The organism is Nakamurella sp. A5-74 (assembly GCF_040438885.1).
Classification (GTDB): Bacteria; Actinomycetota; Actinomycetes; order Mycobacteriales; family Nakamurellaceae; genus Nakamurella.
Genome location: NZ_CP159218.1, coordinates 1,782,806 through 1,803,589, shown reverse-complemented (window position 1 = coordinate 1,803,589; position 20,784 = coordinate 1,782,806). Strand labels below are relative to the sequence as shown.

The window sequence follows — 20,784 nt, the reverse complement described above, 5'->3', positions numbered from 1 at the left end:
TGTTCAGCCCCCTGCGGCCGGCGGCACCTGGGCGATGTGGTTGAACTCGTTGTAGATGAACAACTTTCCGGTCCACCGGGGGAACGGGAAGGAGTACTGCCGCAGCGGGTTCAGCCCCAGATCTCGATCGAGTTCGGTGAGCGCCCGCTGGTCGGTGAACACCAGGTGCGTCGGATCGGAGGCGTAGCCGCGCTCCTGCGGAGTGATGAAGACGACGCGGCCGCCCGGTCGCACCAGCGGCAGGTACTGCTGCATCACCTCCCGCGCCTGCGACGTCGTCAGGTGCTCGATGAGGTGCGCGGCAAGGATCGCGTCGAAGGAGGCGGGTGCGCTCAGCTCCGGATCGGCGAAGAACTCCTCGGTCGTGTACGCCCGGCAGCCGCGCTCGCGGGCCGCGGCGATCAGGTGCGGGTTGTGGTCGACACCCACCGCCCCCGCCGGCAGGTGCTCGAGGTTGCGGCCGTTCCCGCAGCCGACGTCCAGCACCCGACCCAGACCCATCCGGCGGATGTTCCAGCGGTAGGGCCGTTGGACGTCCAGGACCTTCTTCCACCGCTTGTTCTGCAGGCGGTTCAACCGGTCCGCGTAGTTCTCGCCGGAAGTGGTGACGTCGGTCTCGGGGGCGTGCTGATCGTCGGACATGAGTGCTCATCCTGCCAGCCGTCGCCGCCGATCCGGCATCCGACCGAAGGGCGCGGCTGACCAATCCGGTATGCCGCCGGCCGAGCACCCGGCGAGCACCAGCGATCCAGCGATCTCAGCCCGCGCCCTGGGTGATCTCGAGCGATCGCGCGTGACGCTGCTCCGGTGACGTCGACAGTGCTACCTTCGCCAGCTCGTTGGACATCGGGAACCAGGCCCAGCGGCCGTCGTTGCTGATCCGTTCCGGGGCCCCCAGGCTCGGGGTCAGCCGGGCGATCCAGCCGTCTCCGGAATCCTGGAAGGCGAGCCGGTCGACGATGATGCCGGAGAATCCGACGGTGGCCAGATCAGACAGGAAGTTGGCGGTGGGGAGCTCCTCCACCGTCGCCGGCCATTCCGTCTGCGGTCGGCCTTTGATCCCGCCGCCGGAGAACCGCAGGGTCTTCGTGTGCATGATCGCGCGGAGCTGGTCGCTCTCGGTCGTGCCGTTGATGTACCAGCCCTCGGGATAGCCGCGGAAGGGCAGCTGGTACACCGCAGCACCGGCCGGTAGGGACGCCTCCACTCCTGCATAGAACTGCTCGTCGGAGGCGAACGAGGCGGCGATGCTCGGGTCTGGCACCGCACGGTCAAGGGACTGGTCGGCAACGCCGACGACCAACGTCACCCCCGCCAGGACGAACACGATCTGCCGCACGCTCGGTCGCGGCAACGCGGACAGCGATCGCCGCCAGCGCACCGCGACGTTCTCCATCGCGAGCCCGAACGCGGCCAGGGCGAGCAGCGCGATGACGATCGACATCCGGTTCCAGCCGCGCATGGCGTCGCTGGCCATCGACACCAGCAACCCGAAGCCACCGGCAGTGGCGATCAACGTCGCCAGGATCGTCAGGCCCGCCAGCTGGCCAAGGGTGTCGCGGCGCGAACCCACGCGCACCGAACTCCCCCGGGCGCGCATCATCCGGCCGAGTCCGACGCCGAGCAGCAGGACGAACCCGACGGTCGCGATGAACCCGAGCGTCGGGTACTCGGCCTGGGGCGGGTAGCGGCCGGTGAACCAGTTGCGCAGCTCCGCGAACTCCGGGATCGGGTGGTCGGTCGCCGGCAGCATCATCGCCAGGATCCGCAGCGCGTAGTACTGCGCGTCGTCGACCCCACGCGGAAAGGCTGCCGCATTCGAGCCGTACGTCCTGGCGTACAGGATGTCCGGCAGCAGGGCGAGCGCGAACCACACCACGCTGACGATCCCGGCGACGACGGCGCCGCCGAACCGGGACCACGACCGGTGGCCGGCGAGTGCGACGAGCGCTGCGACGGCGAGCAGCAGGACGACGAAGACCGCGTAGTAGACGCCGCTGTAGATCAGCAGCGCCAGGATGAGCACCGTTCCGGCGCCGCGGCCGGTGAGTGCGGACCGCACCCGTGCGAGTACCCCGGCGCCGGTCGGAATCCGTCGACCCCACAGCGGCTGCCCACGGACCACCCGCAGCACCAGCACCATCGCGGCCGGGATCATGTAGTAGCCGGACAGGAACAGGTGGGTCTCGTTGCGCTCCCAGTGGTACGGGCTCACGGAGTACAGCACCGCGATGATCACGGCCATCACGCCGCTGAGGCCGCAGACCCGCAGGAACCACAGTGCGGTCAGCGACACCAGCAGGAACGTCAGCAGGTAGTAGAGGTTGAACGCCGACACCCAGTCACCGCCGGTCACCCAACCCAGGATCTTCGCCGACACCAGGTGCAGATCGTCGGAGAACGGGAAGTCGTGGTAGTGCTGGCCGTAGGGGAAGCCGAGCCGCGGCTGGTTCTCGTACCACCCGGTCTCGATGGTCGTGACGAAGTGCGCCATCGACCCCTGGGCGTCGTAGGAGTAGTAGAACGGCGCCGACCAGTTCGCCCGCCAGAGGCGCATCATCACGCTGACGCAGACGGCGGTGAGCGCGCTGACCGCGACGTACAACCGCAGGTCCGTCGTCCGCCACCAGCGCCGCATCCTGTTCCCCCGGTGTTCCGTTCGTGGTGCTCCTGCGCTGAGCCGTCTGCCGTCAGTCGGCATGCTGTACCGACCGCAGCAGGTCCTCGGCGGTGGCGGCGACGCCGGCCGGGAGGGACGTCATGGGCCGCGCATCCAATTCGATCCACACGATCGAGCGCACCCGCAGATCGCTCGCCTGCCCCTTGGCCGCATCGGCGGAGCCCAGCACCACCCTCGGTGACCGCTTGAAGACCCGGCGGAACTCCCCGATCAACGCTCCGATGGTGGTGGCCTGCTGGGAGCCGAAGATCTTCACCACCGGGTTCCCGGCGATGCCCACCGCACCGGCCGCCCCGTCCAGAGCGGCGCGGACCATGTCGGCGCAGTCCTCGACGAACAGGTAGTCGCGGATGGTGTCCAGCGGCGCCCACATGGTGATGGCGGTGCGGTTCAGATGCGCAAGCGCGAGGTGCGAGATCAGGCCCTGGGGTTTGGCCAGGTTCTGACCCGGCCCGTACAGGTTGGTGATGCGGCCGACGACGGTCGGGACGCCGGTGCGGTCGGCGAACCCCCTGGCACACTCCTCGGCCGCGAGCTTCGCGCGTCCGTAGTCCGACCGGGGGGCCACCGGATGGGTCTCGGTGAAGGGCGGCGATTCCGAACCGGCGTAGACCCCGCCGGCCGAGGACGCCACGAACGCGGCTCCGGTCGCAGCATCGACACCGCGGGCGTCGATCTCGTCGGCGAGCGTGTCCAGGATGACCTGCAGTTGCGCGACCTCCTGCAGCAGCGCATCGGCGCTGGTGCCGGTGACCCCGGCCCCGGCACACCAGACGAACCGCCAGCGCAGTCCCCCGGCGGCCGCCCGACCGATCAGCTCACCGGCAGCCCGCCGGAGCACCTGCCCGGCGCTCGCCGGGTCGGACCACGGAGTGTGCACGGTGAAGACGTCGCCGCCGTGCGCGGTCAGGCAGCGGACCAGGGAGCTACCGAGCAGGCCATGGGCCCCGACCACCCAGGTGATCATCGGGGAGGTACCGGCGTCCCGGTCGAGGGGGCGGTCCGTCACCGGCCGATCCTGTGCAGGTCCGGCTGGACGTCGGACGTCGTGACGCCGGAGTTCGTGTCACCGGGGTCCCGCATGACGGGCGGCGGCCCGATCGGCCGCGGTCGTCGGCCCAACGGGCCGTGCGCCGGGTCGGAGACGATCAGGTACAGCGGACGACCCATCGCCATGTTGACGCTGACGCCGATGTACTCCGCGATCACCCCGAGGGAGAACAGGATCGCCCCACTGGACAGCAGCAGCGCGACCATCAGCGACGGCCAGCCGCTGGGCAGGTCGACGGAGAAGAAGACCTTCGCGACGAAGAGATACACCGCCAGTCCGACGCCCAGGACGGCGAAGAAGGCCCCCGTGAGGCTGACCATGCGCAGCGCCCTGGTCCCGCTGGAGACGGCCATACGCCAGAAGTGGGAGAACAGCGAGCGGTAGTTGTAACCGGACGGTCGGGCACTGTCCGGTCGGAGTTCCACCGGACAGGTGGTGATGCGACCGGCCACCCACGTCATCGCCACGTCGAGGTAGGCGCCGGCGCCGGCATAGGCGGCCACGCTGCGTCCGACCTCGCCGAGCACCAACCGGAAGCTGTTGAACTCCCTGGCGGTCTTGGACCCTGCCGACATCGCAATGATCCGCTTGGCGATCCGGGACGAGAGGTTGCGGGTGAAGGAATGCGGCAGCGCCGTCAGCGGCCGGGCGTAGACCAGATCCGCCTGCTCGGCCATCGCTACGTCCAGCATGCGCGGGATCGCGGCGGGGTCGTGCTGGCCGTCCTCGTCCATGGTGACGATCCAGTCGCCGCCGGTGGAGGCCATCCCGGCCAACGTGGTGGGGTGCTGGCCGAAGTTCCTGCTCAGCCACACGTTCTTGATGAACGAGAACTCCTGTGCCAGCGTGCGCATGACCTGCGCGGAGTCGTCAGGACCGCGGTCGTACACGAGTACCACCTCGGCGATCCTGGCCTCGTGCCCGTCCGAGGTGGTGAAGCCTTCGGTGAACGGCAGGATCTCGCCGATCACGCCGCGCAGGGTTTCAGCGCCCTGGTACACGGGGATCACCACGGACAGCGCATGAGGCCGGGATTTGCGCGGCTCCGTCATGCGGCGATCCTATCCGGGCGCCGGTCGCCGCGGATCGTGGATGATGCAGCAGCGCCCGGCGAGCCGTCGGACTCCGGATGATCCCGCGAGCACCGAGGGACGAGATCCCGTCCCTCGGGGATCTGCTCATCCGGCGCCGTGGGTGATCCGTAGCGAGCGGGCGTGCCGCTGCTCGGGGGTCATCCGGGCGGCCGCCTCGGACCCGACCGCGCCGAGCGGGAAGAAGACGAACCGGCCGTCGTCGCTGACCACGGTCGGCTGCCCGAGCGGCCCCACCAGTGGTGCCGTCAGCGAGGCTCCGTCGTCAAGAGTGGCCCTACGGTCGACGATCACCCCGCTGAAGCCGACGACCGCGATGTCGCCGAGGAACTCGCCGGTCGGCAGGGCGACCACCTCGGCGAGCCAGTCGGTCTGCGGACGCCCCTTGATGCCTGCCCCGGAGAACCGCAGCTGCCGGGTGTGCAGCAGGCCCCGGAGCTGATCGCTCTCGGTGGTGTCGTTGATGGCACTGCTCTCCGGATACGGCCGGTACGGGAGCTGGAACACTGCAGCCCCGGCCGGCAGCGAACCCTCGACCCTGGCGAAGAAGGCCGCATCGCTCCGGAAGGACGCCACCGTCCCGGGGGTCTGGACAGCCAACCGCAGCGACTGGTCCGCGACGCCGATCAGCAGGGTGAGGGTCGACAGCAGGAGCACGCAGCTGCGCACCGAGCTGCTGCCGAAGGAACCGCCGCGCACGGAACGGCCGCGCGGCGGTGGACTGTCCCGCACCCGCCGCCGGGCCGCCGTCCTCCTGCGGAGCTTCGCCGCCCACGATTCCAGCGCCAGTCCGAATCCGGCCTGCGCCAGCAGCGTGATGACGATGATCATCCGGTACCAGGCCCGCATCGCCGGGGTGACGATCGAGATCGCGAGTCCCAGGCCCCCGGTGGTGGCGATCAGGGTGGCGACCAGCGCGAGCCCGGCCAGTGCGCCGAGGGTGTCTGCTCGCGATCCCGGCCTGACCGGGCGCTGGGATGCGCGCATCATCCGCGCGAGTCCGATACCCAGCAGGACGAGGAAACCGATCGCGCCGATGAGCCCGAGCGAGGCGTAACCCCCGGACGGTGGGTACCGGTCGGTGAACCACACCCGTAGTTGACCCAGCACCGGGATCGGATGGTCCTGTGCGGGCAGCAGCATGCCGAGGATGTGCAGTGCATAGCGCTGCGCGTCGCCGGTACCGCGGGCCAGCGCAGCGCCGTTGGAGCCGTGCGTCCTGGCGTACAGCAGGTCCGGTAACTGGGCCGCCGCGAACCAGATGAGACCCACCACCCCGACCGACACCGCGCCACCGAAGCGCGACCACGAACGGTGGCCGGCGAGGGAGACCGGGGCGGCCACAGCCAGCAGGATCAGTACGAAGACGGCGTAGTACACGCCGCTGGAGACCAAGAGCCCAAGGATGACGACCGTCCCGGCGCCGCGCCCGGTCAGCACGGACCGGACCCGCGCCACCGTGCCGTCTGTGGTGCGCGTCCGGCGTCCCCAGAGCGGCTCACCGCGCACCACCCGCAGCACGAGCACCATCGCCACCGGCAGCAGGTAGATGCCGGACAGGAACAGGTGACCCTCGTTGCGCTGCAGGTGATACGGCGCGGCCGCGAACAGGACGGCCATCACGACTGCGGTGGGCCCGCTGAGTCGGCACTGCCGCAGGAACCACACGGCGCCGGCCGCCGCGAGCGGAAAGGTCAGCACGAAGTAGCCGTTGAACGCCACCGCCCAGTTGCCGCCGGTGACCCACCCCATGACCTTCGCCATCACCAGGTGCAGATCGTCCGAGAACGGGAAGTCGTGGTAGTGCTGGCCGTACGGAAAACCGAGCCGCGGTTGGAACTCGTACCAGCCGGTCTCGATGGTGGTGACGAAGTGCGCAGCCGAGCCCTGCGCGTCGGACGCGTACTGGAACGGCACGCCCCAGTCCGCGCGCCACAGCCGCAGCATCACGAACGCGCTCGCACAGCTCAGCAGCACCGCGTACCCGTACAGCCGGGCTTCGGAAGCGAACCGGCCGCGATGTACACCGGACCCGACAGGGCGGGCGGGCACGGCGGGGCGGTCGACGGGCGCGGGGCGGTCGACGGGCGCGGGGCGGTCGACGGGCGCGGGGCGGTCGACGAGCACGGGGCGATGCGGGCGCTGGACGCCGTCGGCCGCGGTCACGACGTTGCCCCGTGGGTGATCTCGGCCGTGTGCCTCGCGCGCTGCTGCGGTGTCATCGAGCTCTCGACGCCGGCCAGCACCGTGTCGAGCGACAGGTACGCGAAGCGGCCGTCGACGCTGGTAACCGTCGGTTGCCGGAGGGTGGGCTCCAGTCGTCGGAGCAGCGAAGCGCCCCGATCGGGCACGGCCAGCCGATCGATGACGATGCCGCTGTAGCCGACGATCGCGATGTCGGTGAGAAAATCAGCGGTCGGGAGAGCAACCACTTCGGCGGGCCAGTCGGTCTGCGGCCGTCCCTTGATCCCGCCGGCGGAGAACCGCAGCGACCTGGTGTGCAACAGCCCGCGCAGTTGATCACTCTCGGTCGTGCCGTCGATCAGCTCGCCCTCCGGGTACGCCCGGAACGGCAACTGGAACACCGCGGCACCGGCCGGCAGCGACGCCTCGACCTCGACGAAGAACGACTCGTCGCTCTCGAACGACGCGACCGTCGAGGGTTGCTGGACGGCCGAGGGCAGCGACTGGTCCGCGCCCCCCACCAACAGCGTCAGCACCGACAGCACCAACACGATCCGCTGCACCGGCATCGGGGGTCGTCCGGGAGCGTGTCGACGTCCGGGCTCCGCCCACCGCCGCCGGAGCCGCACCGCGACTGCCTCGAGCGTCAGCCCGAACCCCGCCAGCGCGAGCAGGGCGATCACGATCACCATCCGATTCCAGGCACGCATCGCCGGGGTGATCATCGAGACCACCAGGCCCAGGCCGCCGGTGGTCGCGACCAGGGTGGCGATCAGCGACAGACCCGCCAGCGCGCCGAAGGCCTCGAGCCTCGATCCCGGCCGGACCGGCCCCGCCGACGTGCGCATCATCCGGCCGAGGCCGACGCCCAGCAGGAGGAGGAATCCGATCGTCCCGACGAGTCCGAGGGCCGGCCATTCCGCGTCCGGCGGGTACCGCGCCACGAACCATTTTCGCAGCGCGGCCAGCTCCGGGATCGGGTGGTCCGGGGAGGGCATCAGCATGCCGAAGATGCGCAGCCCGAGGAACTGTGGGCCGTCCCCGCCGCGAGAGAAGGCGTCGCCGTCGGAGCCGTACTTCCAGGCATGGAGGAGGTCGGGCAACAGCGCCATCCCGAACCATCCGACACCGACGATCCCGGCCATCACGGCACCGCGGAACCTGGACCACGAGCGATGGCCGGCCACGGCGACCAACGCGGCGACGGCCAGCAGCAGCAGGACGAAGACGGCGTAGTAGACGCCGCTGGTGACCAGCAGTCCCAGGATGACGACGGTGCCGGCGCCCCGCCCGGTGAGCACGGACCGCACACGAGCGACCGCGCCGGTATCGGGACGGGGGCGGGGGCGTGTCCCCCACAGCGGCTGGCCGCGGACCACCCGCAGCACCAGCACCATGGCGACCGGGATCAGGTAGTAGCCGGACAGGAACAGATGGGCCTCGTTGCGCTGCAGGTGATACGGGGCGACGGAGTACAGCACCGCGAGGACGACGGTGGTGGGTCCGGTGAGCCTGCACTGCCGCAGGAACCACACCGCCCCGGCGGCAGCCAACGGAAACGTCAGCAGGTAGTAGCCGTTGAATGCGGCGACCCAGTGCCCGCCGGTGACCCACCCGAGGACCTTGGCGAACACCAGGTGCAGATCGTCCGAGAAGGGGAAGTCGTGGTAGTGCTGGCCGTAGGGGAAACCCAGCCGCGGCTGGCTCTCGTACCAGCCGGTCTCCAGGGTGGTGACGAAATGCGCCGCCGAACCCAGCGCATCGCCCTGGTAGACGAACGGCACCCGCCAGTCGACCCGCCACAGTCGCATCATCACAGCAACACCCGCGCCGCTCACGACCACCGCCAACAGGTACAACCGGACGTCGGTTGCGGCTCGTCGGCCGCGCGCTCGGAGGGTCGTGCCGATGGCCGGAGATCGCTCCGGCGCGGGGGCGACTGCGGACTCAGCCACCCGTGGGTTCTGTCGAACGGTTGCTCCGAGCGCCATCGGGCGGATCGGGGCGAGTCCCCGTGGGCGGCGCAGCCTGGGTGTGGGCATCGGGGGCGATCCTCACTACGCCGGGACGCCGCCGCAGTCGCAGCGCCTGGTAGACCGCGCGGCGGGCGACGGCCATCCCGGTCGCTCTGACGTCGCCGACCCACCGGTCGCGGCGGGAGAGCAGACCCGGTTGCTCGGCCCCGATGGATCGGTGGAATCCTCGCGCGTGGGCCGCCTGCTCCTTCGCCAGCGCAACGCTCCACTGGCCGTGGCTGATCCGGAAGGTGGCCAACGTCCTGCGCAGAGCCACCAGGTCCCCGAAGCGGAGCACCGCCGAGAACGTCGCCTGATCGAGCAGGTACGGGGAGCGATCGTCCCAGCTGCCGGCCAGCCGCAGCGCCTCCGTCCGCACCAGCGAGCACGCGGGTTCGCCGAACACGTTGGACCCGACCACCACGGTGCGCCTGCGTGCGACGTCACCGGGGACCAACCCGTCCATGCCCTGCAGACCTCTGCCCCGCACCACGATCCGGTCGTCGGCGTCGACGATGTTGCGCAGCGAGCTGACCAGCACGGCGCTGGGATGGGCGTCCATCGCCGCCACCTGCTCCTGCAGCGCCGTTGGCGCGAGCAGGTCGTCTGCGCAGACCAGCTTCAGCAATTCGCCGGACGCCAGCGCGGTCACCGCCCGCCAGTTCGCCGGGGCGCCGCCTCCCTGCGGCACCTGCGACAGTCGCACCCGCGGGTCGGACGTGAACTGCTGCAGCAGATCCCAGGTGCCGTCGGTGGAGGAGTGGTCGGAGATCAACAGTTCGAAGTCGTCGTACGTCTGCTCGATCACCGACCGGACGGTTGCCTCCACGTAGTCGGCGTTGTTGTACGACGGGATCACCACGGACACACGGGGTGTCACGCGACCTCCTCGGGGGTGGGTTCGACAGCGGGCCGGCGGAAGGAGAAGTCACGGTGACCGAACCAGCTGAACACGACCGTCACGGCGGCGATGATCAGTTGGGAGGCCAGCACGGGGAGCCCTGCGACCTCGACCAGTAGCGGCAGCATCGCCGCGTTGAAGGCCAACGCACCGAGGTTGATCAGTTCGAACCGACCCAGGTCCCGCCAGAGGTGCCCGCGGACCCGGAAGACGAAGGTCCGGTAGAGCACGAAGGCGCACAGCACCGAGGCCACGTGGGCGCAGGCCAGGACGGCCATGTACCCGAACCGTGCCTCGACTAGATGCTGGAACAGGATGAACCACAGCGCGCCGACCACCGTGTTGGTGCCGCCCACCAGCAGGAACGCGATCCGTTGGTCGCGGACGAGGCGGAACAGCGGGCCGAGGCCACCGCGCATTCCGGCAGGGGGCGCAGGTGTGCCCGCCACCGGCTCCTGCGATGCCATTCCTGTCCTCACCGTCCCGCCGGGGCTGTCACCCCGTCGGAGCTGTTGCCGTTCGCTGCTGTCGTCATCCTGAAGGATCCGATCCCCACCCCGGTACCGGCACTGCAGACGGACCGCCGGCCCCACAATATCCCGCAGCCGGTGGGGACCGGTCCGGACGACACCCCCCCGACGTTCGCGGTCCCCACGGTCGCTTGCCACCGACGTTCGCGGTCGCCACGGTCGCTTGCCACCGACGTTCGCGGTCCCCACGGTCGCTCACCACCGACGTTCGCAGTCCCACGGTCGCTCACCACCGACGTTCGCAGTCCCCACGGTCGCTCACCACCGGCTTTCACGGTCCCCACGGCACCGTCATCCCCGACTCCTTCCCACCGCCGCGCTGTACGGCTCGCGCCCGTCCTGCGCGACTGACGTGGGAACGGCCGCGCGTCACCGGAACCCGCAGGACGTGCTGCAGGAATGCTCGACGAACGGCCGCTCTCCGACACCCGCTCGTCAGCCACACCCCGGTCGCTCATGCGGGCTGTCCACACCTTCGTCGATCAGCGCGCCGAGGTCGTCGCCGTCGGCTACCGTTCCGGCAGACGGATGACGGGGGGACCGGAATGGCGGGGGCGAAGACTGCGCTGGAGCACATCCTGGACGAGGTCCGGGAGCTGATCCGGCGACGCGGGATGGACCCGGTCGCCGACCGACGGGCAGCGCGACTGCTGGTCGACGAGGTGATCAACCACTACGAGGAACGGGTGGCGACCAGTTCAATCCCGCCGCTGTTGGACCGGACGGGTGTCGCTCGGTACGTCTTCGACCTGCTGGCCGGTTTCGGTGCGCTGCAACGGTTCCTGGACGATCCGACGATCGAGGAGATCTGGGTCAACGAACCGGGCCGGGTGTTCGTCGCGCGGGACGGTGTCTCCGAGCTGACGACCGTGGTGCTGACCGCAGGAGAGATCCGCGACCTGGTGGAGCGGATGCTGAAGCCGTCCGGTCGCCGGCTGGACCTGTCGATGCCGTTCGTCGATGCACTGATGCCGGACGGCAGTCGGTTGCATGCCGTCATCCCGGACATCACCCGCGAACACCTCTCGCTCAACATCCGCAAGTTCGTGGTGGCGGCCAACGGCCTCGAGGATCTGGTCTCCCGCGGTTCGCTGACCCCGCACGCCGCGCACTTCCTCGAAGCGGCCGTCGCGGCCGGGTTGAACATCATCGTGGCCGGCGGCACCCAGGCCGGCAAGACGACCCTGCTCAACACGCTGATCAACTCGATTCCGGCACGCGAGCGGGTGGTGACCTGCGAGGAGGTCTTCGAGCTCCGCCCGCACCTGCCGGACGTGGTCGCGATGCAGACCCGGCAACCCAACCTGGAGGGGCACGGCGAGATCCGGCTGCGGAGGCTGGTGAAGGAAGCGTTGCGGATGCGGCCGAGCCGGATCATCGTCGGCGAGGTGCGTCAGGAAGAAGCGTTGGACTTGTTGGTGGCTCTGAACTCCGGGTTACCGGGAATGTGTTCGGTACACGCCAACTCAGCCCGCGAGGCCGTCGTCAAGCTCTGCACGTTGCCGTTGCTCGCGGGCGAGAACGTGACCGCCGCGTTCGTCGTGCCGACCGTCGCAGCATCGATCGACCTGGTGGTGCAGATCGGGATGGAGCACGACGGATCCCGACGCATCCGCGAGATCGTCGCACTGCCCGGGCGGGTCGAATCAGGTGTCGTCGAGACCGCGGACATATTCACCAGCGTCGACGGGAAACTTGTTCGGGCCCAGGGCTATCCCCCGCACCCAGACCGGTTCGAGCGCGCCGGCTACGACCTACCCGGTCTGCTCGCGGGCACCAAGACCGGAACCGGTCGGCACCAGGGCTGAGCCACCCGGTCCGCATCCGGCTCGAGCCGCGATCGTGCCTGGCTCGAGCGAAAGCCGCGTTCGCGCTGCATCTCGCGAAACGCGAGCGTTTCCCCTGCGGGTCCGAGTCAGTGGCGATGCCGTGCCCGGCATGATCCTGGCCGGCAGGGTGTGGGCGAGTCGGCAGACGCGCAGAGGCGAGGACTTGACCGCCCGCAGACCTGCTGCCCTGCCTGCAATTTCGTGGAAGACGGGTCACCGCAGTGATCGACAAGGCAATGCCGGAGCCCTACCTGCCAGGCTTGAGTGAGACATCCGGAAGTCCCCCGGGGTGCAACGCTGTAGGGCGTGACAGGAGACAAACAAGTGACCAACAGTGTGCAGGACCCCACCGGCCTTGACGGGGCGGTGGAGGAGGTGTCGAACCCGGCGGCGAAACCGCTCCGACGGTCGTTCACAGCAGAGTTCCGGGCCCGAGTGGTCGCCGAGTACGAGTCGGCCCCGCACGGTGAGAAAGCCGCGGTGCTCAGGCGTGAGGGTTTGTACCAATCGCAGGTCCGGGAGTGGCGCGCCGAGCGTGACGCCGGCGCGGCCGGCTTGATCCCGAAACGCAGTTCCCACCGGTCGCCGCAGAAATCGTCGGAAGCGGATCGGCTGCGCTCCGAGAATGTTCGATTGACCAGAGAATTGGCGAAGTCTCAGGCGGTGGTGGAAATAATGGGAAAACTGCAAGGGCTCTTGGAAACCATCTCCGAGAGCACGGACACGCCGCCGCCACCGACGACGCGATGAGCGCGACGTTCACCGAGCTCCACGCCGCGCAGGTCACCACGAAGGCGGCGTGCGCTTTGATCGGTCGACCGCGGGCCAGCCACTACCGGCAGCGGGCCGACCCGATCCTCGGGCCGAAACAGGCCCGCCGGGTGCCCGACAACGGTCAGGTACTGACCGCCCAGGAGCGGGCAGCGGTGCTCACCCTGATCAACACGAAGCCGTACGCGGATCTAGCGATCGGGCAGATCTGGGCCCGGGAACTGGACGAAGGCCGGTACCTGTGCTCGATGTCCAGCATGTACCGGATCGCCCGCAACGCCGGCCAGACCCGTGAACGGCGCAGGCAGGCAACACATCCACCGAAAGTGAAACCGGAGCTCATGGCCGATGCGCCGTCACAGGTGTGGTCGTGGGACATCACGAAACTCCGCGGACCGGCTAAAGGAACCTTCTACCACTTGTACGTGCTGATCGATATCTACTCCCGCTACAACCCGGGCTGGTTGGTGTCGACCTGCGAGGAATCGAATCTGGCCGCCGATTTCATCGCCGACGCGATCGGCCGCAACGGCACCGCCCCCCTACCTGCCAGGCTTGAGTGAGACATCCGGAAGTCCCCCGGGGTGCAACGCTGTAGGGCGTGACAGGAGACAAACAAGTGACCAACAGTGTGCAGGACCCCACCGGCCTTGACGGGGCGGTGGAGGAGGTGTCGAACCCGGCGGCGAAACCGCTCCGACGGTCGTTCACAGCAGAGTTCCGGGCCCGAGTGGTCGCCGAGTACGAGTCGGCCCCGCACGGTGAGAAAGCCGCGGTGCTCAGGCGTGAGGGTTTGTACCAATCGCAGGTCCGGGAGTGGCGCGCCGAGCGTGACGCCGGCGCGGCCGGCTTGATCCCGAAACGCAGTTCCCACCGGTCGCCGCAGAAATCGTCGGAAGCGGATCGGCTGCGCTCCGAGAATGTTCGATTGACCAGAGAATTGGCGAAGTCTCAGGCGGTGGTGGAAATAATGGGAAAACTGCAAGGGCTCTTGGAAACCATCTCCGAGAGCACGGACACGCCGCCGCCACCGACGACGCGATGAGCGCGACGTTCACCGAGCTCCACGCCGCGCAGGTCACCACGAAGGCGGCGTGCGCTTTGATCGGTCGACCGCGGGCCAGCCACTACCGGCAGCGGGCCGACCCGATCCTCGGGCCGAAACAGGCCCGCCGGGTGCCCGACAACGGTCAGGTACTGACCGCCCAGGAGCGGGCAGCGGTGCTCACCCTGATCAACACGAAGCCGTACGCGGATCTAGCGATCGGGCAGATCTGGGCCCGGGAACTGGACGAAGGCCGGTACCTGTGCTCGATGTCCAGCATGTACCGGATCGCCCGCAACGCCGGCCAGACCCGTGAACGGCGCAGGCAGGCAACACATCCACCGGAAGTGAAACCGGAGCTCATGGCCGATGCGCCGTCACAGGTGTGGTCGTGGGACATCACGAAACTCCGCGGACCGGCTAAAGGAACCTTCTACCACTTGTACGTGCTGATCGATATCTACTCCCGCTACAACCCGGGCTGGTTGGTGTCGACCTGCGAGGAATCGAATCTGGCCGCCGATTTCATCGCCGACGCGATCGGCCGCAACGGCACCGCCCCGCACAGCGTCCACGCCGACCGAGGCACCTCCATGACATCCAAGCCGGTGTCGATGCTGCTCACCGACCTCGGGGTCACCCGATCCCATTCCCGCCCACACGTGTCCAACGACAACCCGTACTCCGAAGCGCAGTACCGAACCCTGAAATACTTGCCCGACTTTCCCGACCACTTCGAATCGTTGGAACACGCCAAGCAGTTCTGCACCGAGTTCTTTCACCAATACAACTACATCCACCGGCATTCCGGTATCGGCTGGCACACCCCATCATCGGTGCACTTCGGCACCGCCGACGCGATCGACGACGCCCGTCAAACCACCCTCACCACCGCCTACCACGCCACCCCCGCACGGTTCGGCCGACGACCCCACCCACCCCGACGACCGGAGAAGTCCTGGATCAACCAGCCCCCACCAGAACCACCGAAATGAACTCACACCCCCGTGTCTCACTTGACTTGACAGACAGCGCCCCGCACAGCGTCCACGCCGACCGAGGCACCTCCATGACATCCAAGCCGGTGTCGATGCTGCTCACCGACCTCGGGGTCACCCGATCCCATTCCCGCCCACACGTGTCCAACGACAACCCGTACTCCGAAGCGCAGTACCGAACCCTGAAATACTTGCCCGACTTTCCCGACCACTTCGAATCGTTGGAACACGCCAAGCAGTTCTGCACCGAGTTCTTTCACCAATACAACTACATCCACCGGCATTCCGGTATCGGCTGGCACACCCCATCATCGGTGCACTTCGGCACCGCCGACGCGATCGACGACGCCCGTCAAACCACCCTCACCACCGCCTACCACGCCACCCCCGCACGGTTCGGCCGACGACCCCACCCACCCCGACGACCGGAGAAGTCCTGGATCAACCAGCCCCCACCAGAACCACCGAAATGAACTCACACCCCCGTGTCTCACTTGACTTGACAGACAGCGGAGCGACCACTCGTCGGCGCGTTCTCCGATCTGGCAGCCTTCTTGCGATCGGACTCTGGGGATCAACTCATTCGATCACCCCAGATCGACGAACACGGGCACCTGTTCCCGCAACGAACCGACGAGCAGGTTCAGTCGCTCCTCAGCGGGATCGGTCACCTGATCACCTTCCAGACCAGGGGTTGATTCGACAGCGGAAATCACTATCAGTGGGCGGCCATCGAGATCGGCTGACCTCGATGCGCGATCGCCGACGATCTGCCGGCATCGTGCCGACGGCCTACCCGGTCAGGCGGACGCCTCGTCGGTCGGCGAAGGGGAGAGTGGTTGCATGGAAGCACCGATGATCCGCGGCGCGGCACACCCAGACGCCGCATCGGCAGTACTGCACTCACTGGACCAGTTGCAGTTCCCGCAAGGAGACGACGAAGAACAACTCGTCCAAGAGGTACACGACCGCATTCGTACGCTTTCCCGGAGCTCATTTTACTGACAGTCACCGTCGGATGGCAGCTAGGCGCATCCCCGGAACCCGCCTCTGGTGGGCTCTCCCGGCACGACTCGGGACATTTCTGCCACTGCTGAGTCCGCTCGTCGGTTTCCGACAAACAGGTTGTTAGGAGATCCGTCGGATAGTGGTGAGCTCCGTCGTTCCGTCGCCGGCGAAGTCACCTGCGACTGCGACATCTGCCGGCAGTCCGGCTGCGACGGTGTAGGCGACGGTCTTGTTGTCGTTCGAGAGCAGGTAGGTGTTGCCGTGCTTGAGGCCGATAGTGTCTGTTCCGTCGCCGTTCCAGTCGCCGATCACGGGTGTGTCGGTGGGTGAGCCGAAACGGAAGCTTCCCAGATATCGGAGGTAGTAGACGTTGCCGCGTTTGTAGCCCATGTCGGTTCGGCCGTCCCCGTTCCAGTCGCCGACGAACGGCAGGTCTCCGGTCCGTCCGTATTGGATGGTGGTGTCGCGCGCTCCGCTGTTGGTGAGAGTGTCGCGCAGCTGGAACACGCCGGCCTTCCAGAGTCCCACCGTGGAACGACCATCGCCGTTCCAGTCTCCGACCACAGGCGTGGCTCCAGGACTCGACCAGGTCACGATCGTGTCCGGCGTCCCTGACTGGTTCTGCGCGAAGAACTTTCCGCCGCGATAGCCGCCCGGAGTATCGCGACCGTCGCCGTTCCAGTCGCCGGTCCAGGGTCTGTCTGTCGGAGTGCCATAGCGGAACGGAGTGCCGCCACTGGGTGTCCAGATAGGTGGGCTCAACGTGGGTGCAGACGGCGGTGCAGCTGACGGAAGGGACACGGTCACCATCTTGTTGTCCCATCTCAGATGGAGACGACCGTTACCGACGATGATGCCTGTGGGCCTGTCCGATCCATCTGCGCCCGCTGACGGGATGATCGCGCCCGTCAGCGGTACGCAGTCCGTGCAGACCGCTGTCGCATACACCGTCACGACCTCTGCGCGGGGGACCTCTTCATTGCCTACTGAGGACTCAGCCAGCAGCTGCGTGCCCGACAAGACCAGCTCGCTCTGGCGGGGAATCCACCCGGACCACCTCAGGGCTCCCGTGAACAAATCCCAGCCGTACACACGGTCTTTGTACAGCTCGGGTTCCCCGCGTGCGAAGAACGTCGTAGCGTTCGTTCCCACCGCGAAGAGCTCAATCGGACCTGTTGCATTCTGTCCAGGGCTGTACATGATCGGTTCGCTCACCCACTCGGGCTGGCAGATCCGTGGAGCATCAGGTCCGAGACAAGCCTTGGTGTTCCAGCGGTACACGTACCTACCGGCAATCGCCCAAATGGAACCTGACCGGGCAGTCAAACCACGCAAGAACCCTCCGCCGCTCCCCTGCCACAGGACCTTGCCCGTCCGCAGGGAGAGAACAACAGGGGTTCGCAGACCGATGTCCCTCGAGAGAGCGGCACCGACCACCACGGTCGATCCATCGATCGTTGCTTGGCCGAGGAACAGGCCGGCGGTTCTCCACATCAGGCGGCCATCCGACAGCCGAAAGGCCCGGACACTGCCATCGAAGTAGGTCCCCAACAGTAGACCTCCTGCGGTGACAAGATTGGTTCCGTACGGCGAACCATTGACATCTGTGGGTGTGCTCCACCTGGTGCGACCGGAGGTGAGGTCGAGCGCCATCACGCCGGTCGTGCTGCCAACTCCCGTGCGGTAGCCCCGGATGTACAGCGACGACCCCACGGCAGTCATCGACTGGACGCCGCCGCTGAACTCCCATCGACGCTGCCCGGTGGCCGCATCGACTGCGACCATCCCGTCACCACCGCGAAAGATCAGCAACTCGCCGGCCGCCAACCACTCCTCCTGCGACTGAATGAACCCGTCGTCAGATCGCCACAACTCGCTGACCGCTGCAACGTTCCCTACCGTGATCGGCCGCTCGACCGCGTTCCATCTCGACCCGTCCGACCGACCGTTCGGTGTCGCCCAATCGCCCGAGCCAACGAATCGCACGCCCGGCACTGGAGAAGCAGCCGAGCCGCTCGTCGCCGCAACAACCGTCGGGGCCACAACCCGTTGCTGCGGTGAGAACGCGGCGCCGACCGGAGCTGATGCCCCGGAAACGAGCGACGCAGCTGACACCGTCAAAGCAAGCGCTAGGACCGCGCTGCCGACCAAGTGCCTGCTGGACAGAAACCGCCGGTTGATGAGATGCACAACGCCCCCTGAATGCGCCGTCCTGGTCAGGCGCCTGGACCGGCAACCGCCGGATACATGATTCATACCCGATCGATAAGCTCGGATGAGTAGATCAACAACGACAACCTGCTTGAGCTCGGGCAAGTGCACCCCTACGAGTGAACACGCGGCGTCACAGCCGGGGCTATCCACGCACACTAAGTGAGCCGCCCTGGCCCGTCCGGAGGTTCCGGCCGCTGGGGACCAGAGAGCCCGACTAAGACGCGGTACCTGCCAGGGATCACGCGAGCGCGGAGCGGCGATCGTGGCATCACCCCGCCGCGATCATCGGCGGTAGTCGACGGCACGACGCCGCGTGAGGAGTCGGCCACACAGCCCGCTTCCCCCGAGTGGGCCTCATGTCGCGTACTGCAAACCAGGACCATCGAACTACCCAAGACGTCCCTTCGTGGTTGCAAAACCACCGTCTCCCTACCTGACCTGCGGCGGAGGCCCCGGTCCGGTGCCCGCTTCCCGTCAGCCAGGCGCTCGTTGCAAGCTTTCATTCCGCGAATCTCCCTCACTGCCGGGTGGTCACCTCGATCGCTACGCGGCGCCGTCTCGATTGACGTGCGGGCGGCGATCATCCCGCTCCTCAAACTGTCACACGAGAGCGACAGATCATCGGTTGAGACCCCGCGGACACTGCCGCAGTGTGGGCCGAGACATCGCTGCGCGTAACGCCGCCGTTGTCAGACGGCCTCCTGAACGCGCCAGCACAGCAGTCACCAATCCGAGCAGCAGACCCAACTCAAGACAATGCGTGGACGGCCCCGGTCTTCGCCGCTGACACCATGGCGAGGACCGAGGACATGGTGTTCAAAGAGAGCGGGTTCATCTCTGGATACCACAACGGGCACCGTCCCGATCCAGATCCCGACAAGCCTCGCGATGGTGTGCGGCGTTCCGTCCCTGGCTCTGAGAACCAGTCAGCTCGTGCAGATCGACGCATCACGCGCAGATCACCATGCGAGATAGCCTCCGTCGACGGCCAGGTCGGTGGCGGTGATGTAAGCGGCGGCGTCACTGAGCAGGAACATGATCGGTGCGGCAATTTCGCCAACCTCGGCCATCCGGCCGAGCGGGGTGTGCGCGGCGAATTCCGCGTTCATCTCTGGCGGGTTGTTCGCGGTGAGAGCGGTGCGGACATAGCCGGGGCTGATGGAGTTCACGCGAACTCGATCTTCCACCCACTCGACACCCAATGCTTTGGATACTTGGATGACGCCGGCTTTGGCTGCGGAGTACGCGGCGTGCGCGGGTGCGCCGCGGTTGATGATGTGACCGGACATCGAGGCAACATTGACGATCGAGCCACCCTGCTCGCGCATGGCCAGGTGTTCGGCCTGACAGCAGTAGAAAAGTCCCGTCAGGTCAATGTCCAGAACCCGGGACCAGTCCTGCGTCGAGACCTGCTCCGATGGACCTACGCTGTCGACGCCTGCGCAGTTGACTGCGTATCGAACGCGACCGATCGTGGCGGCCTTGTCCAGAGCGGTGAACACATCATCGCGGCGGCGCACGTCCACAGGGAGGAAGTAACCAGGCACGCCTGCGTCCTGTGTGATCGACAGGAACTCGGAACCGTCGGCCTCGCTCGTGTCGATACACACCACGCCCACTCGCTCTCGCGTGAGCATGCGAATCACGGCCAACCCGATTCCGCGGGCGCCCCCCGTTACGACGGCCAGCGTGCCGGTTTCCAGTTCCGCGATCATCCGATGACCCTTTCATTCGATGCCAATACCGGGACGCGGACGATTCGTGTTGCGCGGTGGCGTGTTCCGCTGACGATCGCCGCGTTGGCGCCATCCGAGCCCTGCGACCGTTCGGCGGCCTCCTCGACGCTGCGGCCATGGCTGATGTGCCTGGCGACGAGACGCTGGATGCGGGTGTCTTCGTCCGGGTCGACATACCAGCATTGATCCAACAACGCTCGGACGGGCCGCCAATCCGGCTGATCAGCGAGTAGATAATTGCCTTCGGTGATGACCAGGGGTGTATTGCTGAACACAGGTACCGCCGATCCGATCGATTTCTCCGCCGCCCGCTCGAACCGTGGTGCATAGACGATGGGCTCGAGCTGATCCTGCAGGCGTCGGAGCAGCGTTACGTATCCGGCAGCGTCGAAGGTGTCGGATGCTCCTTTGCGTGCGTACCGGCCCATTCTGATGAGCTCGGGATCATCCAGATGAAACCCATCCATGCTGACCAGAACAGCATCCTGACCGAGCGCGATCACCAGGAAGTCGGCCAGGGTTGATTTCCCTGACCCGGGAGGCCCGGTGATGCCCAGGATGCGTCGTTCGCCGGGCACGACAAGGGCCCGGGCCGCATCGACAAGATCTGCCAGCTCGTCGAAGTCCGCTCTTGGGACAACAGGGTTCGATGGGACAGGGTGTTCGCTGGTCATGGAGCTGTCTCCCGGTGGCGGTCGTACTTCGTGTGGTCGGAAGCGGGTCGCTCGGAT

16 protein-coding genes and 1 pseudogene are annotated in these 20,784 nt (G+C 67.4%); 6 read left to right on the top strand and 11 right to left on the bottom strand.

The genetic code is table 11. The annotated features are described in order from the left end of the window. Nucleotides 1-3: 3 nt before the first annotated feature. From ABLG96_RS08280 to ABLG96_RS08245, 8 genes are all read right to left on the bottom strand, one after another. Complete coding sequence (locus tag ABLG96_RS08280; RefSeq protein ID WP_353650877.1) at nucleotides 4-642, bottom strand: class I SAM-dependent methyltransferase; 639 nt, start codon at nucleotides 640-642, stop codon at nucleotides 4-6. 115 nt (nucleotides 643-757) lie between these two features. Beyond that, on the bottom strand, nucleotides 758-2,638 hold the full coding sequence (locus ABLG96_RS08275) for a hypothetical protein (RefSeq protein ID WP_353650876.1): 1,881 nt from the start codon (nucleotides 2,636-2,638) through the stop codon (nucleotides 758-760). A gap of 52 nt (nucleotides 2,639-2,690) precedes the next feature. Then, nucleotides 2,691-3,689, bottom strand: coding sequence for an NAD(P)-dependent oxidoreductase (locus ABLG96_RS08270; RefSeq protein ID WP_353650875.1), 999 nt, complete (start codon nucleotides 3,687-3,689; stop codon nucleotides 2,691-2,693). Continuing rightward, nucleotides 3,686-4,783 (bottom strand): glycosyltransferase, encoded by a 1,098-nt coding sequence (locus ABLG96_RS08265; protein WP_353650874.1) that lies wholly within the window; start codon nucleotides 4,781-4,783, stop codon nucleotides 3,686-3,688. Before ABLG96_RS08265 ends, ABLG96_RS08270 begins: the two co-directional genes overlap by 4 nt. Before the next feature lie 126 nt (nucleotides 4,784-4,909). After that, nucleotides 4,910-6,988, bottom strand: a complete 2,079-nt coding sequence (locus ABLG96_RS08260; RefSeq protein ID WP_353650873.1) for a hypothetical protein — start codon at nucleotides 6,986-6,988, stop codon at nucleotides 4,910-4,912. Further along, nucleotides 6,985-8,961 (bottom strand): hypothetical protein, encoded by a 1,977-nt coding sequence (locus tag ABLG96_RS08255; RefSeq protein ID WP_353650872.1) that lies wholly within the window; start codon nucleotides 8,959-8,961, stop codon nucleotides 6,985-6,987. The genes ABLG96_RS08260 and ABLG96_RS08255 overlap by 4 nt, the downstream gene beginning before the upstream one ends. Next, nucleotides 8,954-9,901: a glycosyltransferase family A protein gene (locus tag ABLG96_RS08250; protein WP_353650871.1), complete on the bottom strand. Its 948-nt coding sequence runs from the start codon at nucleotides 9,899-9,901 to the stop codon at nucleotides 8,954-8,956. The genes ABLG96_RS08255 and ABLG96_RS08250 overlap by 8 nt, the downstream gene beginning before the upstream one ends. Next, on the bottom strand, nucleotides 9,898-10,389 hold the full coding sequence (locus ABLG96_RS08245; RefSeq protein ID WP_353650870.1) for a GtrA family protein: 492 nt from the start codon (nucleotides 10,387-10,389) through the stop codon (nucleotides 9,898-9,900). Before ABLG96_RS08245 ends, ABLG96_RS08250 begins: the two co-directional genes overlap by 4 nt. Nucleotides 10,390-10,997: 608 nt before the next feature. Between ABLG96_RS08245 and ABLG96_RS08240 the strand changes: the two genes are divergently transcribed. From ABLG96_RS08240 to ABLG96_RS08215, 6 genes and pseudogenes are all read left to right on the top strand, one after another. Further along, entirely contained in the window at nucleotides 10,998-12,260 is a 1,263-nt protein-coding gene (locus ABLG96_RS08240) for an ATPase, T2SS/T4P/T4SS family (protein WP_353650869.1), read from the top strand. Between the two features lie 345 nt (nucleotides 12,261-12,605). Then, a complete protein-coding gene (locus tag ABLG96_RS08235; protein WP_353650867.1) occupies nucleotides 12,606-13,031 on the top strand; it encodes a transposase in 426 nt (141 codons plus the stop codon). Then, nucleotides 13,028-13,615 (top strand): DDE-type integrase/transposase/recombinase, encoded by a 588-nt coding sequence (locus tag ABLG96_RS08230; RefSeq protein WP_353650868.1) that lies wholly within the window; start codon nucleotides 13,028-13,030, stop codon nucleotides 13,613-13,615. The genes ABLG96_RS08235 and ABLG96_RS08230 overlap by 4 nt, the downstream gene beginning before the upstream one ends. A gap of 56 nt (nucleotides 13,616-13,671) precedes the next feature. After that, nucleotides 13,672-14,097, top strand: a complete 426-nt coding sequence (locus tag ABLG96_RS08225; protein WP_353650867.1) for a transposase — start codon at nucleotides 13,672-13,674, stop codon at nucleotides 14,095-14,097. Then, nucleotides 14,094-15,092, top strand: a complete 999-nt coding sequence (locus ABLG96_RS08220) for a DDE-type integrase/transposase/recombinase (RefSeq protein ID WP_353650866.1) — start codon at nucleotides 14,094-14,096, stop codon at nucleotides 15,090-15,092. The genes ABLG96_RS08225 and ABLG96_RS08220 overlap by 4 nt, the downstream gene beginning before the upstream one ends. Before the next feature lie 50 nt (nucleotides 15,093-15,142). Further along, nucleotides 15,143-15,568 (top strand): annotated as a pseudogene (locus ABLG96_RS08215) (integrase core domain-containing protein); the annotation flags it as partial. A 655-nt stretch (nucleotides 15,569-16,223) separates the two neighbouring features. Here ABLG96_RS08215 and ABLG96_RS08210 read toward each other — a convergent pair. The 3 genes from ABLG96_RS08210 to ABLG96_RS08200 form a co-directional block, all read right to left on the bottom strand. After that, nucleotides 16,224-18,254: a PQQ-binding-like beta-propeller repeat protein gene (locus ABLG96_RS08210; RefSeq protein ID WP_353650865.1), complete on the bottom strand. Its 2,031-nt coding sequence runs from the start codon at nucleotides 18,252-18,254 to the stop codon at nucleotides 16,224-16,226. A gap of 1,022 nt (nucleotides 18,255-19,276) precedes the next feature. Then, on the bottom strand, nucleotides 19,277-20,032 hold the full coding sequence (locus tag ABLG96_RS08205) for an SDR family oxidoreductase (RefSeq protein WP_353650864.1): 756 nt from the start codon (nucleotides 20,030-20,032) through the stop codon (nucleotides 19,277-19,279). Next, entirely contained in the window at nucleotides 20,029-20,727 is a 699-nt protein-coding gene (locus ABLG96_RS08200) for a nucleoside/nucleotide kinase family protein (RefSeq protein WP_353650863.1), read from the bottom strand. Before ABLG96_RS08200 ends, ABLG96_RS08205 begins: the two co-directional genes overlap by 4 nt. Nucleotides 20,728-20,784 lie beyond the last annotated feature (57 nt).

Coding starts and splice junctions, on each gene's coding strand:
- ABLG96_RS08275 (WP_353650876.1), bottom strand. CDS start 2,638: ATGCGGCGCTGGTGGCGGACGACGGACCTGCGGTTGTACGTCGCGGTC.
- ABLG96_RS08280 (WP_353650877.1), bottom strand. CDS start 642: ATGTCCGACGATCAGCACGCCCCCGAGACCGACGTCACCACTTCCGGC.
- ABLG96_RS08240 (WP_353650869.1), top strand. CDS start 10,998: ATGGCGGGGGCGAAGACTGCGCTGGAGCACATCCTGGACGAGGTCCGG.
- ABLG96_RS08200 (WP_353650863.1), bottom strand. CDS start 20,727: ATGACCAGCGAACACCCTGTCCCATCGAACCCTGTTGTCCCAAGAGCG.
- ABLG96_RS08220 (WP_353650866.1), top strand. CDS start 14,094: ATGAGCGCGACGTTCACCGAGCTCCACGCCGCGCAGGTCACCACGAAG.
- ABLG96_RS08230 (WP_353650868.1), top strand. CDS start 13,028: ATGAGCGCGACGTTCACCGAGCTCCACGCCGCGCAGGTCACCACGAAG.
- ABLG96_RS08205 (WP_353650864.1), bottom strand. CDS start 20,032: ATGATCGCGGAACTGGAAACCGGCACGCTGGCCGTCGTAACGGGGGGC.
- ABLG96_RS08245 (WP_353650870.1), bottom strand. CDS start 10,389: ATGGCATCGCAGGAGCCGGTGGCGGGCACACCTGCGCCCCCTGCCGGA.
- ABLG96_RS08265 (WP_353650874.1), bottom strand. CDS start 4,783: ATGACGGAGCCGCGCAAATCCCGGCCTCATGCGCTGTCCGTGGTGATC.